Source organism: Vibrio sp. QJM3NY_26 (genome assembly GCF_057786005.1).
In genome coordinates this window covers 2122179-2136156 of sequence record NZ_CM173515.1, presented here as the reverse complement: position 1 = coordinate 2136156, position 13978 = coordinate 2122179, and the positions used below count along the sequence as shown (strand labels likewise).

Here is a 13978-nt window from a genome sequence, read left to right as displayed (position 1 = left end):
CTTACACCTCCTTCGGGTTTGCTAGGTGACCACTGGTATCGCCAGTCGGCTTCGCGTTTTTGTTCAGCTTAATCACGATGTTCGGTAGCGTTTCTGTTGAAGATGGCAGTGGAGCCACATCCGCACCAGAGCCGTACTTCTCGCGAAGTGTATTGATTTCGCCAAACTCCAATGCACGAAGTGGGCAAGACTCAACACAGATAGGCTGTTTGCCTTCAGAAACACGTTGGTAACAACCATCGCATTTCGTCATGTGACCTTTCTTAGCATTGTATTGTGGTGCGCCGTAAGGACACGCATTGCTACAGTGCTGGCAACCAATACATACGCTCTCATCAACCACAACCAAACCGTCTTCATCACGTTTGTGCATAGCGCCCGAAGGACACACTTTCACACACGCTGGGTTAGTACAGTGGTTACAAGCGATAGATAGGTAGTAAGAAAAGACATCTTTCTGAACCCAAGTATCACCATCTTGAGTGAAGCCACCACCTGCGTATTCGTATACGCGACGGTAGTTCGTTTTGATGTCTAGATCGTTATAATCTTTACAAGCAAGCTGACAGGTTTTACAACCCGTGCATTTACTTGAATCAATGTAAAAGCCGTATTGTTTCATTCCAACCTACCTTATGCTTTGTTTAGCGCTTTGATTTGAACTAGGTTTGTATGCTGAGGGTTACCCTTAGCAAGTGGGCTCGGGCGCTGAGTCGTCAGCACGTTGATGGAGCCTGCATGGTCGATCTTCTGACCATCTGGTGCGTACCATGCACCTTCGCCTAGTGCGACAACTCGAGGAAGAATCCTAGGTGTCACTTTCGCTGGAATATGAACTTCGCCACGGTCATTGAAAATACTCACCATATCGCCATTTTTAATACCGCGCTCTTGAGCATCAATCGGGTTGATCCATAACTCTTGCGGTGCTGCTGCTTTGATTTCTGCAACGTTGCCGTAAGTCGAGTGAGTACGAGCCTTGTAGTGGAAACCAGTTAGCTGAAGTGGGTACTTCTCTGCTAGTGGGTCGTTGTGACCTTCAAAAGAGTCCGCGTAAACGGGAAGTGGGTGAATTACTTCGTCTTCTTTCAGTTTCCAAGTCTTCGCGATATCAGCCAGTTGCTCTGAGTAGATCTCGATCTTGCCGCTTGGTGTTGTCAGTGGGTTCGCTTCAGGATCTTTGCGGAAATCTTCGTAAGCGATGTAGTGGTGGTCATAGCTACGTTTGTAGATACCCAGCTCTTTCATCTCTTCGAAAGTTGGCAGTGTTGGATCGTTCTTACGAGTTTCAGCGTAAAGATGCTCAATCCATTGCTCTTGTGTACGACCTTCAGTGAACTCTTTTTCGACGCCCATGCGCTTCGCTAATTGAGAACACATTTCATAGATAGATTTCGCTTCGAACTGAGGCTCGATCGCTTTCTGCGCGTAGATGAAGTAAGGCATATTCGCTGCTTTACCATCCATACACCAGTCGTCTTGCTCAGACGTTGTTAAGTCTGGCAGGATGATATCGGCGTATTTCGCTGAAGAAGTCATATGGTTATCAACCACAACAATCATTTCACACGCACTTTCATCTTGAAGAATCGCGTGAGTCTTGTTGATGTCTGAGTGTTGGTTAATGATGCAGTTACCTGCGTAGTTCCAGATCATTTTGATTGGGTTCTTAAGGCGCTCTGCACCGCGAACACCGTCAGTGATGTCGGTCATTTCATGGTGACGGTAAATCGCGTCTGTCCACATGAACATTGAAATTGAAGTTTCAACTGGGTTTGGCACAGTAGGGAAGCGAACAAACGGAATGTTGATGTCACTTTCACGAGCGCCTGTTGAACCGCCAGACACACCCACAGAACCGGTTAGTAATGACAGCATTGCGATTGCACGACACGCTAGCTCACCATTCGCAGTGCGCTGTAAGCCCCAGCCTTGGTGAATCGCACATGGTTTCGCCGTGCCCATCTCGCGACCAAGCTTGACGATAGTATCAACGGGAATACCGGTGATCTTAGAAGCCCATTCTGGTGTCTTCTCTACGCCATCTTCACCTAAACCTAGGATGTAAGATTTGTAGTCGCTGTTTTTAGGCGCCGATGCAGGCAGAGTTTTCTCGTCGTAACCGACACAGTATTTGTCTAGGAACGGTTGATCGACAAGGTCTTCAGTGATCATTACGTGTGCAAGACCCGCTACCAATGCAGCATCTGTAGAAGGACGAATTGGGATCCATTGATCTTCACGGCCACCGGCAGTATCGGTGTAGCGAGGGTCGATGATAATCGTTCTTGCGTTCGATTTGTTTTTGCTTTCTACATAGTGGTGGATCAGACCGCCGCCAGACATGCGTGTCTCGGCAGGGTTGTTACCAAACTGGATGTTAAGCTTAGTGTTCTCTAGGTCAGAGAAAGAGTTGTTGTTTGCCCAACCACCGTAGGTGTAGCTCAAGCCTTTCGCGATTTGCGCTGTTGAGTAGTCACCGTAATGGTTTAGATAACCACCACTTAGGTTCATTAGACGAGCAATCAGCGTTTGTGCTGGTGGCCAAGACTTAGTTACTGTACCGCCAAGTGTACCTGTCCCGTAGTTTAGGTAGATGGTGTCGTTACCGTAGTCTTTGATAAGGCGTTGCATGGTGCCAGCAACTTCATCGTAAGCTTCTTCCCAGCTAATACGTTTGAATTTACCTTCACCACGTTTACCCACACGTTTCATCGGGTATTTCAGGCGATCTGGGTTGTAAACACGGCGGCGCATAGAGCGACCACGTAGACAAGCACGAACTTGGTGATGACCGTATTCGTCAGTACCAGTGTTGTCGGTTTCTACGTATTTGATTTCACCGTTTTGCACATGCATACGTAATGGGCAGCGAGAGCCACAGTTTACAGTACATGCACTCCATACGATTTTCTCATCCACACTCTCAGCAACCGCAGCCGCTACTGGTTTGGATTTGAAAGGTAAAGCGATACCGCCCGCGAGTGCGGCTGCGCTACCTACCGCAGAAGAAGCTTTCATGAAGCCTCTTCGAGTAAGATTCATTACCCCAGATTCTTTCTTATTCGTCATTCTAAGATGCCTATTGTTATTGATGACTAGCACTTTATAGGTAGTTTAGTCTCTATGTTTTTATTTCTAATTATTGATTGATTGGCATCAAATAAGATCGGAATTAAAATATTATGAATCGAATGTATAAAACAGATCAAAGAATCCAATCGTATTATTTATATAATTGTCGTTAAACCAATTACGGTATAAATAAGAATGATTATTGATACGCATAAATTGCTCGGTTCATTATTTTATCAAGCAACTAATAAAGAACAGTTAATAGATATTGTTCAGGCCTTAGTAGAGACCCAAGTTTTATCAGAAGATTGTTTACTGGCACTCCAAAACGAACAGGAAGATGCGCTCGCTGCAGAGTTTAGTCGACTGTTTGAAGGCGTTGGCGACATGCCAGCACCGCCTTGGGGCTCTGTTTATCTCGATAAAGACCGTATTGTGTTTGGCGCATCGACTGTGGAATATCGACAGTTTTTAGAATTGAATCATATTGAGTTAGATACAGGCTTAAGAGAGCCAGAAGACCAATTTGGTTTAATGCTACTCGCACATGCGTATTTGTTAGAAAATAATAATATTGATTCATCTCGTGAATTATTAGAGTCTCATTTATTAACTTGGTCATCAGTTTATTTAGAGAGATTTAATTCAGCATCAGAGTTATCTTTTTATAAGAAGCTATCAAGTGATGTAATATATTGGCTTGAGCAATTAACATCTGAATATAATTTAAACGTTGCTACTAAAAAGTTATATATCGATTAATGCCTGAACAAATAAATTCAAATAGGCGTGGTTTCTTAACTCGACTTTCTAAACCGGTTAAAGCCGCCGCGAATTATGAAGAGAAGTCACAACGCTCGTATGCAAGGCCGCCAAAAGCGGTCGATGAGGTGCTGTTTGAACGTCTTTGCGACGGTTGTGGGCTGTGTGAGCATACGTGTCCGAATAGTGTCATAGAGATGCTAGAGGGCAGTGCGCTGCTGAATTTGGATTACAACAGTTGTTCTATGTGTAACAAGTGCAGTGAAGTGTGTCCGACTGGCGCGCTTCATCCAACGGTCACGCCTTATATTGACTTGAAGCCTAGCTTTGCTGATAGCTGTAACAATTACATGCAAATGGATTGTAATGCGTGCCAAACCGCTTGTTCAGCAAGTGCGATTCAAATCGAAGCAGGGGAGTTGCCTACGGTGGACAAAGATAAGTGTAACGGCTGCGGAGAGTGCCGAAGCGCTTGTTACATTGGCTCAGTGACTTTGAACCTTATTCAGTAGTAAACGTCTGGTTTGGCTTTGTGGCAGCGAGCTAGCAGAAAGGCTTTGGTTGAGTGAGAGGCGAGTCGTCTCAGATTCCTAAAGACATAAATAGAAAAGGGTCCGCATTCCTAGAGGAAGCGGACCCTTTTTAGTTCTTATTGAAGTTATTCGAGCAAAGCGACCTAAAGCCAGTTGGCTTATGCGCGTTTTTGCTTGCTTCTATGAATAACGTTACTCAGCGATAACTCAGTTTTTGCTTTGCAGATGCATGGCAAAATTTCATTGGCTTGTGTGTAAGCCATAGCAAAACCAACGTACTCGACTTCACCAGAATCCAACGTACAGCGGCAAGCGCCACAGTGGCCATCTCGGCAGTTGTATTCCGGCTCTAAACCCGCTTGTTCCATTGTTTCCAATAGAGTATTTGAAGGGTTAGATTCAATAGAAGTCAGCTTGTTGATTTTGATTGTTGGCATTACAGCTCAAACCCTTCAAAGTCGTCAGCTTTTACTTCGTTGTCGATTTGGCCAACTAGGTAAGAACTGATTTCAGCTTCTTGTGGAGCGACTTGAACGTTATCTGAAGACAACCAAGCGTTGATCCATGGAATTGGGTTCGACGTTGCTTCTGGGTAAGCCGTACCTAGACCAACAGCCTGCATACGGATGTTAGTAATGTACTCAACGTATTGGCAAAGAATGTCTTTGTTTAGACCAATCATAGAGCCATCTTTGAATAGGTATTCTGCCCACTCTTTCTCTTGCTCAGCCGCTTCTTTGAATAGGTCGAAACACTCTTGCTTACACTCTTCAGCGATCTGCATGAATTCGAAGTCATCTTGGCCATTACGCAGCAAGTTGATCATGTGCTGTGTACCAGTAAGGTGAAGAGCTTCATCACGAGCGATTAGCTTGATGATCTTCGCGTTACCTTCCATTAGCTCACGCTCAGCGAATGCGAATGAACATGCAAAGCTTACGTAGAAACGAATCGCTTCCAGTGCGTTCACAGACATTAGACATACGTAAAGCTTCTTCTTCAGGTCGTGAAGTGAAATCTTAACGTCTTCGCCGTTGATGTTGTGGTTGCCTTCGCCGTAGCGATGGTAGTCAGCCGTCAGCTTGATCAAATCATCGTAGTAAAACGCGATGTCTTTCGCACGTTTCAGGATCTCTTCGTTTTCAACGATGTCGTCAAATACTACGCCTGGATCATTCACGATGTTACGGATGATGTGCGTGTATGAACGAGAGTGAATCGTTTCAGAGAATGACCAAGTCTCAATCCAAGTTTCAACTTCTGGTAGTGATACCAAAGGAAGTAGGGCAACGTTAGGGCTGCGGCCTTGGATTGAATCTAGAAGTGTTTGGTACTTCAGGTTAGAGATGAAGATGTGCTTTTCATGCTCAGGAAGCTTGTTGTAGTCGATACGGTCGCTAGACACGTCTACTTCTTCTGGACGCCAGAAGAAAGAAAGCTGCTTTTCGATCAACTTTTCGAAGATTTCGAATTTCTGTTGGTCGTAACGCGCAACGTTTACCGACTGACCCAAAAACATTGGTTCTTTTAGCTGGTCATTTTTTTGTTGAGAAAAAGTACTGTAAGCCATAAATGCCTCAAATCCTTTAAAGACCCGCAATAAAACGGACCCTGTTAATGCTTTAAACCCAGAGAAGATAACTTCTCTGGGGTCTTAATATTTATTGCGGTTTAGATCTTACAACCGCCGCCTTCACAATCTTCTTCCGGCACTTGAACTGCATCGCCTTGGTCGTCTTTAGCACCATCACGAGTGTTATGGTAGTAAAGCGTCTTAACACCGTACTTGTACGCTGTTAGCAAGTCTTTAAGCAGCTGCTTCATTGGTACCTTACCGCTGTCGTAAACACTTGGATCATAGTTAGTGTTTGCAGAGATAGCTTGGTCAACGAATTTTTGCATGATACCCACTAAGTGAAGGTAACCATCGTTAGTACCAATGTTCCAAAGTAGCTCGTAGTTCTCTTTAAGATTTAGGAAATCAGGAACTACTTGCTTCAGGATGCCGTCTTTCGATGCTTTCACTGATACGTAACCACGTGGTGGTTCGATACCGTTAGTCGCGTTCGAGATTTGAGACGAAGTCTCAGAAGGCATAAGTGCTGTCAGTGTAGAGTTACGTAGGCCGTGCTCCATGATCTCTTCACGTAGCGTGTCCCAATCATAATGCAGTGGCTCTTCACATACTAAGTCGATATCTTTTTTGTAAGTATCGATTGGCAGTAGGCCCTTCGCGTAGTTGGTCTCGTGGAAAGATGGGCAACGGCCTTGCTCTTTCGCTAGTTCAACAGACGCTTTTAACAAGTGGTATTGAATTGCTTCAAAAGTACGGTGAGTGAGGCCATTTGCACTGCCATCAGAGTACTTAACACCATTCTTCGCTAGGTAGTATGCGTAGTTGATTACACCCACACCTAGAGTACGACGGTTCATTGTCGACTTACGAGCTGCTGGAAGCGGGTAGTCTTGGTAATCAAGTAGTGCATCTAGAGCACGAACAACCAGTTCAGAAAGTTCAGCCAGATCGTCTAGCTCGTTGATTGCGCCTAGGTTAAATGCCGAAAGTGTACATAATGCAATCTCACCTTCGTCATCTTCTACGTTAGAAAGCGGCTTAGTTGGTAGCGCGATTTCTAAACATAGGTTCGATTGACGAACAGGGGCTACTTCAGAATCAAACGGGCTGTGTGTATTACAGTGGTCAACGTTCTGAATGTAGATACGACCAGTAGAAGCACGCTCTTGCATTAGTAGAGAGAATAGCTCAACGGCTTTAACCGTTTCACGCTTCACTGAAGGATCATTTTCGTACTTCACGTAAAGTGCTTCAAAACGCTCTTGGTTTTCGAAGAACGCATCGTAAAGGCCAGGTACGTCTGAAGGTGAGAACAGGCTGATGTTGCCGCCTTGGACTAGGCGAGAATACATAAGCTTGTTCAGCTGTACGCCGTAATCCATGTGACGAACACGGTTCTCTTCAACGCCGCGGTTGTTTTTCAGTACTAATAGAGACTGAACTTCACCGTGCCATAGTGGGTAGAACACTGTTGCTGCGCCGCCACGAACACCACCTTGAGAGCAACATTTTACTGCTGTTTGGAAGTATTTGTAGAAAGGGATACAGCCAGTGTGGAACGCTTCACCATTACGGATTTCAGAACCAAGCGCACGGATACGACCTGCGTTGATACCAATACCAGCACGTTGAGATACGTAACGAACAATAGAGCTTGCAGTTGCGTTGATAGAATCAAGGCTGTCACCACACTCAATCAGTACACATGAACTGAATTGACGAGTAGGCGTACGTACACCAGACATAATTGGTGTAGGTAGAGAAATCTTAAACGTAGACGATGCGTCGTAAAAACGTTTGATGTAGTCAAGACGAGTCGATTTCGGGTATTTACCGAATAAACACGCAGCAACTAAAATGTAAAGGAACTGAGCACTCTCGTAGATTTCTTTTGTTACACGGTTCTGCACGAAGTATTTACCTTCAAGCTGCTTAACCGCCGCGTAAGAAAAGTTTAAGTCACGCTTGTGGTCGATGTACGCGTCAAGCTCTTCGAACTCAGCTTTCGTGTAGTCTTCCATTAGGTGGCTATCGTATTTACCCATATCAACCAGTTTTGCAACGTGATTATAAAGAGCAGGCGGCTCGTATTCACCGTACGCTTTTTTACGTAGGTGGAACACTGACAGACGTGCTGCTAGATATTGGTAATCAGGAGTCTCTTCAGAGATTAAATCCGCTGCTGACTTGATGATTGTCTCATGAATGTCAGTCGTGGTAATGCCATCGTAAAACTGAATGTGAGCTTTCAATTCTACTTGTGATACAGAAACATTGTGCAAGCCTTCAGCTGCCCATGTGATCACTCGATGGATTTTCTCTAAATCGATCGTTTCTTTGCGCCCGTTACGCTTGGTAACAGTAAGTTGTTGGTTCATTCTGCTTAATTTCCCTAACAAAACTGAACAAGGCCGTGTTTTTGTGTATTTCTGTGTAATTTTTGTAAATTACGTTTCGGCTTTGTGATCTTGGTCTACCCATATATTGTAGTTCAAACACAACATATAGGGGTCATTTGTTTGTTGGGTTACAAGATAGTGCTACAACTGATATTTTTCAAGGTAAAGAAATTGGGTTGCTTGTGGATAAGTAGTGGATTGAAAAAAAACTGTAAGTGACCACTAACTGATGACGTTAGACGTGACTTGATTGTACAAAAGTCGCCTTTTAAGGATGCTTTATTTTTGCACGCCCATAAAAAAAAATCCCTTGATCTTTGGGCAAAATAGGCAATGGATTTTGGACGATTAAATTTAAATCGAGGTGGTCAAAATGGAAGCTAGCGCACGAAATTTAGACTGAAAAAAGTCGCAAACTTATGGTAATTGCAACTCTTTTCATTCGTCTTTTTTACAAAATATTTTACGGTAGGGCTACCGATATTTTTTAGCCCAAGTTTTGAGTGTGAACGATGTAGTTCACATCGACTTTTTGGCCTAAACGGTAGGTGTTCGTTAACGGGTTATAGTGCAGTCCTGTAATCCCTAGTTCTTGAAGCGGAGTGTTATCAACCATTTTGATAAGCTCAGCAGGGCGAATGAACTTTTCGTGGTCGTGAGTACCTTCTGGCACTATCTTAAGTAACTTCTCTGCACCAACAATAGCGAACAGGTAAGACTTAAAGTTACGGTTCAATGTTGAGAAGAACACATGGCCGCCCGGTTTCACTAATTTTGAACAAGCCGAGATAACTGATTGTGGGTCAGGAACGTGCTCTAGCATTTCCATGCACGTCACCACATCGTAAGTGTGTGGGTTTTGCTCTGCATGGTCTTCAATGGTGCTTTGGATGTAATCGAGCTTGGTGCCGGTTTCTAATGCGTGCAGACGAGCGACTTCGAGCGGTTCTTTACCCATATCTAGTCCGGTGACTACCGCACCCTCTACAGCCATGCTTTCAGCCAGAATACCGCCGCCGCAGCCAACATCGAGAACTTTCTTACCAAAAAGGCCTTCGGTTTTCTCTAGCACGTAATTTAAGCGCAACGGATTGATTTGATGTAGTGGCTTAAACTCGCCTTCTAGATCCCACCAGCGCGACGCCATGTCTTCGAATTTTTTGATTTCTGCTGGGTCTACGTTCTGTGATTTAGTCATAATCGGCATTTCCAAGTTAAATAATGCATCCATGAAATTGCAGGCATTATAACTTGCCTTTTCCTGCTGACCAGAAGATCTACAATTTTGCTAGTTTATTGGGTGTAAAGTGACCATGTTTCAGCAAGATATGACGCTGAGGTGCAATTTCTCATCAATAGATTGGCTACAAGGGTCACAAGATGGTAAAAGGAGAGGGAAAGTGATGCCTCCGTAGGTAAATTTGTGTTATATTTTTCGGTCTTATACGTATTCAAAAATACGATCTGACTATAGAGGGAAAATGGCTCTATGAGCGATCTAGCGAAAGAGATCACGCCCGTAAATATTGAAGATGAGCTTAGAGGTTCATACCTAGACTACGCGATGTCCGTCATCGTTGGTCGTGCCCTTCCAGATGTGCGTGATGGCCTAAAACCAGTACACCGCCGCGTTTTGTTCGCGATGAATGTACTAGGTAATGATTGGAACAAAGCATATAAAAAGTCTGCTCGTGTAGTAGGCGATGTAATCGGTAAATATCACCCACACGGTGATAGTGCGGTATACGAGTCAATTGTTCGTATGGCTCAGCCGTTTTCACTACGCTATATGTTAGTCGATGGCCAAGGTAACTTTGGTTCGGTTGACGGCGATTCAGCTGCGGCAATGCGTTATACCGAAGTTCGTATGTCAAAAATAGCTGGTGAGCTATTAACGGATCTTGATAAAGATACGGTTGACTTCGTTCCTAACTATGATGGAACCGAGCAAATACCAGCAGTTTTACCAACAAAAATACCAAACCTATTGGTTAACGGTGCTTCTGGTATCGCAGTAGGTATGGCTACCAACATCCCGCCACATAACCTTGGCGAAGTTGTTGATGGCTGTTTAGCATTTATCAATAATGAAGACATCACTATTGATGAGCTAATGGACTACATCCCGGGTCCAGACTTCCCGACAGCAGCATTAATCAGTGGCCGTAAGGGCATTGTTGATGCATATAAGACTGGTCGTGGCAAAGTTTACATGCGCTCGCGCGCGAACATTGAAATGGAAAAGAACGGTAAAGAAACAATTATCGTTACTGAAATTCCATATCAAGTGAACAAAGCTCGTCTGATCGAGAAGATTGCAGAACTTGTAAAAGACAAGAAAGTTGAAGGCATCAGTGCACTACGTGACGAATCTGATAAAGATGGTATGCGTATTGTTATTGAATGTAAGCGTGATGCTGTCGGTGAAGTTGTACTAAACAACCTTTACTCACAAACTCAACTGCAAACTACTTTCGGCATCAACATGGTTGCCCTAAACAACGGCCAACCACAACTTTTCAACATTAAAGATATGTTGAAGTGTTTTGTTGATCACCGTCGTGAAGTTGTGACACGTCGTACTATCTTCGAATTGAAGAAAGCGCGCGACCGTGCACATATCTTGGAAGCTCTATCTTTAGCGCTTGCAAACATTGATGAAATCATTGAACTGATCAAGAACGCACCAACACCAGCAGAAGCTAAAGTTGGTCTAGTATCTCGTGGTTGGGATCTTGGTAACGTTGCATCAATGCTTGAACGTGCTGGTACTGATGCAGCTCGTCCAGATTGGCTTGAAGACCAATACGGTATCCGTGATGGTCAATACTTCCTAACGGAAACTCAAGCGCAAGCTATTCTAGAACTTCGTCTTCACCGCCTAACTGGCCTTGAGCACGAGAAGATTCTAGACGAATACAAAGCACTTCTAGAAGAGATCGCTGAGCTAATGCATATCCTTGCAAGCACTGAGCGTTTGATGGAAGTGATCCGTGAAGAACTTGAAGCGGTACGTGATATCTATGGCGACGAACGTCGTACAGAAATCACAGCAGCGGTTCATGACATCGACATGGAAGAGCTAATTGCTCAAGAAGACGTTGTAGTAACGCTTTCTAACGCAGGTTACGTTAAGTACCAAATCCTAAGCGACTACGAAGCTCAGCGTCGTGGTGGTAAAGGTAAGAGTGCAACTAAGATGAAAGATGAGGATTACATTGAGCGTCTGCTTGTTGCTAATACTCACGATAACATCTTATGTTTCTCTACTCGTGGTAAAACGTACCGCCTGAAAGTTTACCAACTGCCTCAAGCAAGCCGCACCGCTCGTGGTAAGCCTATCGTTAACATTCTTCCTCTAGAAGAAGGTGAGCGTATTACGGCTATCCTGCCTGTTTCTGAGTTCTCTAACGAGAAATTCATCTTCATGGCAACAGGCGACGGTACAGTTAAGAAGACATCACTGGATCAATTTGCAAACGTACGTGCTAACGGCCTAATCGCAGTTAACCTACGTGACGATGATTCACTGATTGGCGTTGATATTACTGATGGTAATAGCGACATCATGCTGTTCTCGAAGTCGGGCAAAGTTGTTCGCTTTAACGAGGACAAAGTACGTCCAATGGGTCGTACTGCCTCTGGTGTTCGTGGTATGAAGCTTCCAGAAGACGATCAAGTGGTTTCACTGATTGTTCCTTCAAACGAAGGCGATATCCTAACTGTGACTCAAAACGGTTACGGTAAGCGTACTGAGCTGGCTGAATACCCAACGAAAGGCCGTGCAACGCAAGGTGTAGTATCTATCAAAGTCTCTGATCGTAATGGCCCAGTTGTTGGTGCTGTTCAGGTTGAAGAAGGCGATGAAATGATGATGATCACCGACGCAGGTACACTAGTACGTACTCGCGTAGCGGAAGTAAGCCAAGTTGGTCGTAACACTCAAGGTGTAACACTGATTCGTACTGCTGAAGACGAGAATGTTGTAGGTCTACAACGTATCGACGAAGTAGAAGAAGCTGAGATTGTTGAAGGCGAAGAAACTGAAGAAGCAAATGCTGACGCAGTAAACGCAGAAACAGTTAATGCAGAAGGAACGGTCGTTTCTGAATCAAGTGAAGAGCAAGCATCTGATGCTTCTGACTCTGAAAGTGATAGCGAGCAAGACACTGAGTAATCTCGATTACGTTAAGTAATTAAGCTTACCAATGAAAAAACCGAGCCTAAGTGCTCGGTTTTTTATTGCCTATCGTTTTCTATTATTCCGATCATTTTGCTTAGTGCTTAGTGCTTAGTGCTTAGTGCTTAGTGCTTAGTGCTTGGTTTTGGGAAACTTTGAGTACTAAATCTCGAACGCTAAACTTTGATCAATAACGAGGCGGTGCGAAAACGATAGAGTAGGGATGGATCTAAATAAAAGGGATGTGGAATGGATATCTGGTTGTTGGTTGCGTTGGTACTAATGAGTCTGTTTTTGATTGTGGTCGTTATTGCCGCGAGCAACAATGGCAGCCATCTAAAAGGCAATGTGGTGATTTCTCTTACTGCAGTGGCTTTGAGTGTGCTGGTCTGGTCTCAACTGAAACAAGAGTTACCTCAACTGCCTTTGGATGATAACAATAACTACACGGCAACAGATTTCCAAGATGAACTTCAGCAAAGCCTTGAGCAAGATCCGAATCAATCCGATTTGTGGTTTAATCTGGGTGGTGTGTATATGCAGAAAGGGGAGTTTGATGCGGCATTCACTTGCTACGATTATGCGATTCGTTTAGACCCTCAAGCGCCTTCTGGCCTCTATGCTGCCAAAGCAACGGCACTTTATTATCTTAGCTCTCAAGCGATGAGTGATGATGTTAATGCGTTGCTGGAGCACTCCATGCAGCTTGATCCCAATGATCGTACGGCATTGATGCTGATTGCGACCGATCATTTCATCAGCATGCGCTATCAACTAGCGATCGATGCGTGGACTCAAATCTTAGATTCCAATCAAAAGGGCATTGATCGTGTTTCTATTATCCATTCGATCAACCAAGCCAAACAGATGATCCGCTAGGCTTGGTCAATAGGCTGTTCTTCCTGATTAGCCTTTGAAACTATTTGTCTTTGAAGCGATTTGCTTTTGAAACGACTTACTTTTAAAGCGATTAGCCTCTAAAGCCATTAATCTCTCAAGTTATTGGCTTTCTTGCATTTCGATTAACCCACCTGCGTTATGGATTTGAGTAAACCCTTGAGCACGCAAGAATTGATAAGCTTGCCCTGAACGATTGCCACTACGGCAATACAATACGATGGGTTGGTCTTTATCTATCTTAGCAAAGTGAGTAGCCACTTCAGAAAGAGGGTAGTTGATGGCGTTGTCTAGATGCCCTTGTTCGAACTCTGCAGGTGTTCTGACATCAACCACCAATGCGCCTTTCTCTATTAATTCCCACCCAGTCTCAGCACGCTCAGATGCGTAAACGCCTGAACTGAATAGTGCAAGACATAATGCCGAAAGCGAAAGTAAGCTTTTCATTGTTTATTCCTTGAATTGGCGAGCGGATCGGGGATGCGATATTGATGTGTATTCCCCAAAACCTAAAAAACCAGCCACACAACAATAGTGTGACTGGTTTTTACTTAAT

The 13978-nt window shown here is 44.2% G+C and carries 11 protein-coding genes; 4 read left to right on the top strand and 7 right to left on the bottom strand.

Features of this window, described 5'->3' with window-relative positions; all coding sequences use genetic code 11:
* Nucleotide 1: 1 nt before the first annotated feature.
* Together AC3CH4_RS09385 and AC3CH4_RS09380 are read right to left on the bottom strand one after the other, a co-directional pair.
* Nucleotides 2–622 (bottom strand): DMSO/selenate family reductase complex B subunit, encoded by a 621-nt coding sequence (locus AC3CH4_RS09385; protein ID WP_004733360.1) that lies wholly within the window; start codon nt 620–622, stop codon nt 2–4.
* An 11-nt stretch (nt 623–633) separates the two neighbouring features.
* On the bottom strand, nt 634–3072 hold the full coding sequence (locus AC3CH4_RS09380) for a DmsA/YnfE/YnfF family dimethyl sulfoxide reductase (protein WP_171330959.1): 2439 nt from the start codon (nt 3070–3072) through the stop codon (nt 634–636).
* A 198-nt stretch (nt 3073–3270) separates the two neighbouring features.
* On the opposite strand from AC3CH4_RS09380, the gene AC3CH4_RS09375 reads away from it, so the two are divergent.
* Both AC3CH4_RS09375 and napF read left to right on the top strand, forming a co-directional pair.
* A complete protein-coding gene (locus AC3CH4_RS09375) occupies nt 3271–3837 on the top strand; it encodes a molecular chaperone TorD family protein (protein WP_171330956.1) in 567 nt (188 codons plus the stop codon).
* Complete coding sequence (gene napF, locus AC3CH4_RS09370; protein ID WP_054547353.1) at nt 3837–4349, top strand: ferredoxin-type protein NapF; 513 nt, start codon at nt 3837–3839, stop codon at nt 4347–4349. Before AC3CH4_RS09375 ends, napF begins: the two co-directional genes overlap by 1 nt.
* Nucleotides 4350–4528: 179 nt before the next feature.
* Here napF and yfaE read toward each other — a convergent pair whose 3' ends face one another.
* The 4 genes from yfaE to ubiG all read right to left on the bottom strand — a co-directional run bounded on the left by yfaE (nt 4529) and on the right by ubiG (nt 9576).
* On the bottom strand, nt 4529–4807 hold the full coding sequence (yfaE, locus tag AC3CH4_RS09365) for a class I ribonucleotide reductase maintenance protein YfaE (protein ID WP_004733364.1): 279 nt from the start codon (nt 4805–4807) through the stop codon (nt 4529–4531).
* On the bottom strand, nt 4807–5940 hold the full coding sequence (nrdB, locus tag AC3CH4_RS09360; RefSeq protein WP_004733365.1) for a class Ia ribonucleoside-diphosphate reductase subunit beta: 1134 nt from the start codon (nt 5938–5940) through the stop codon (nt 4807–4809). The genes yfaE and nrdB overlap by 1 nt, the downstream gene beginning before the upstream one ends.
* 101 nt (nt 5941–6041) lie before the next feature.
* Nucleotides 6042–8324 carry a class 1a ribonucleoside-diphosphate reductase subunit alpha gene (gene nrdA / locus AC3CH4_RS09355; protein WP_488542877.1) on the bottom strand — a complete coding sequence of 761 codons (2283 nt, stop codon included), beginning with the start codon at nt 8322–8324 and terminating at the stop codon, nt 6042–6044.
* A 508-nt stretch (nt 8325–8832) separates the two neighbouring features.
* Nucleotides 8833–9576, bottom strand: a complete 744-nt coding sequence (gene ubiG, locus AC3CH4_RS09350) for a bifunctional 2-polyprenyl-6-hydroxyphenol methylase/3-demethylubiquinol 3-O-methyltransferase UbiG (RefSeq protein ID WP_017078713.1) — start codon at nt 9574–9576, stop codon at nt 8833–8835.
* Nucleotides 9577–9834: 258 nt separating this feature from the next.
* Here ubiG and gyrA point away from each other — a divergent pair, with 258 nt between their 5' ends.
* Both gyrA and AC3CH4_RS09340 read left to right on the top strand, forming a co-directional pair.
* Complete coding sequence (gene gyrA / locus AC3CH4_RS09345; RefSeq protein WP_004733368.1) at nt 9835–12522, top strand: DNA topoisomerase (ATP-hydrolyzing) subunit A; 2688 nt, start codon at nt 9835–9837, stop codon at nt 12520–12522.
* A gap of 252 nt (nt 12523–12774) precedes the next feature.
* Complete coding sequence (locus AC3CH4_RS09340; RefSeq protein WP_488542876.1) at nt 12775–13404, top strand: tetratricopeptide repeat protein; 630 nt, start codon at nt 12775–12777, stop codon at nt 13402–13404.
* Between the two features lie 120 nt (nt 13405–13524).
* Here the strand turns inward: AC3CH4_RS09340 and AC3CH4_RS09335 are convergent, their stop codons facing one another.
* Nucleotides 13525–13869, bottom strand: coding sequence for a rhodanese-like domain-containing protein (locus AC3CH4_RS09335; protein WP_488542875.1), 345 nt, complete (start codon nt 13867–13869; stop codon nt 13525–13527).
* Between the last annotated feature and the right edge of the window lie 109 nt (nt 13870–13978).

Excerpts from the sequence above, each read along its gene's own strand:
- AC3CH4_RS09385 (WP_004733360.1), bottom strand. The coding sequence starts at position 622 with ATGAAACAATACGGCTTTTACATTGATTCAAGTAAATGCACGGGTTGT.
- AC3CH4_RS09380 (WP_171330959.1), bottom strand. The coding sequence starts at position 3,072 with ATGACGAATAAGAAAGAATCTGGGGTAATGAATCTTACTCGAAGAGGC.
- AC3CH4_RS09375 (WP_171330956.1), top strand. The coding sequence starts at position 3,271 with ATGATTATTGATACGCATAAATTGCTCGGTTCATTATTTTATCAAGCA.
- napF (WP_054547353.1), top strand. The coding sequence starts at position 3,837 with ATGCCTGAACAAATAAATTCAAATAGGCGTGGTTTCTTAACTCGACTT.
- yfaE (WP_004733364.1), bottom strand. The coding sequence starts at position 4,807 with ATGCCAACAATCAAAATCAACAAGCTGACTTCTATTGAATCTAACCCT.
- nrdB (WP_004733365.1), bottom strand. The coding sequence starts at position 5,940 with ATGGCTTACAGTACTTTTTCTCAACAAAAAAATGACCAGCTAAAAGAA.
- nrdA (WP_488542877.1), bottom strand. The coding sequence starts at position 8,324 with ATGAACCAACAACTTACTGTTACCAAGCGTAACGGGCGCAAAGAAACG.
- ubiG (WP_017078713.1), bottom strand. The coding sequence starts at position 9,576 with ATGGATGCATTATTTAACTTGGAAATGCCGATTATGACTAAATCACAG.
- gyrA (WP_004733368.1), top strand. The coding sequence starts at position 9,835 with ATGAGCGATCTAGCGAAAGAGATCACGCCCGTAAATATTGAAGATGAG.
- AC3CH4_RS09340 (WP_488542876.1), top strand. The coding sequence starts at position 12,775 with ATGGATATCTGGTTGTTGGTTGCGTTGGTACTAATGAGTCTGTTTTTG.
- AC3CH4_RS09335 (WP_488542875.1), bottom strand. The coding sequence starts at position 13,869 with ATGAAAAGCTTACTTTCGCTTTCGGCATTATGTCTTGCACTATTCAGT.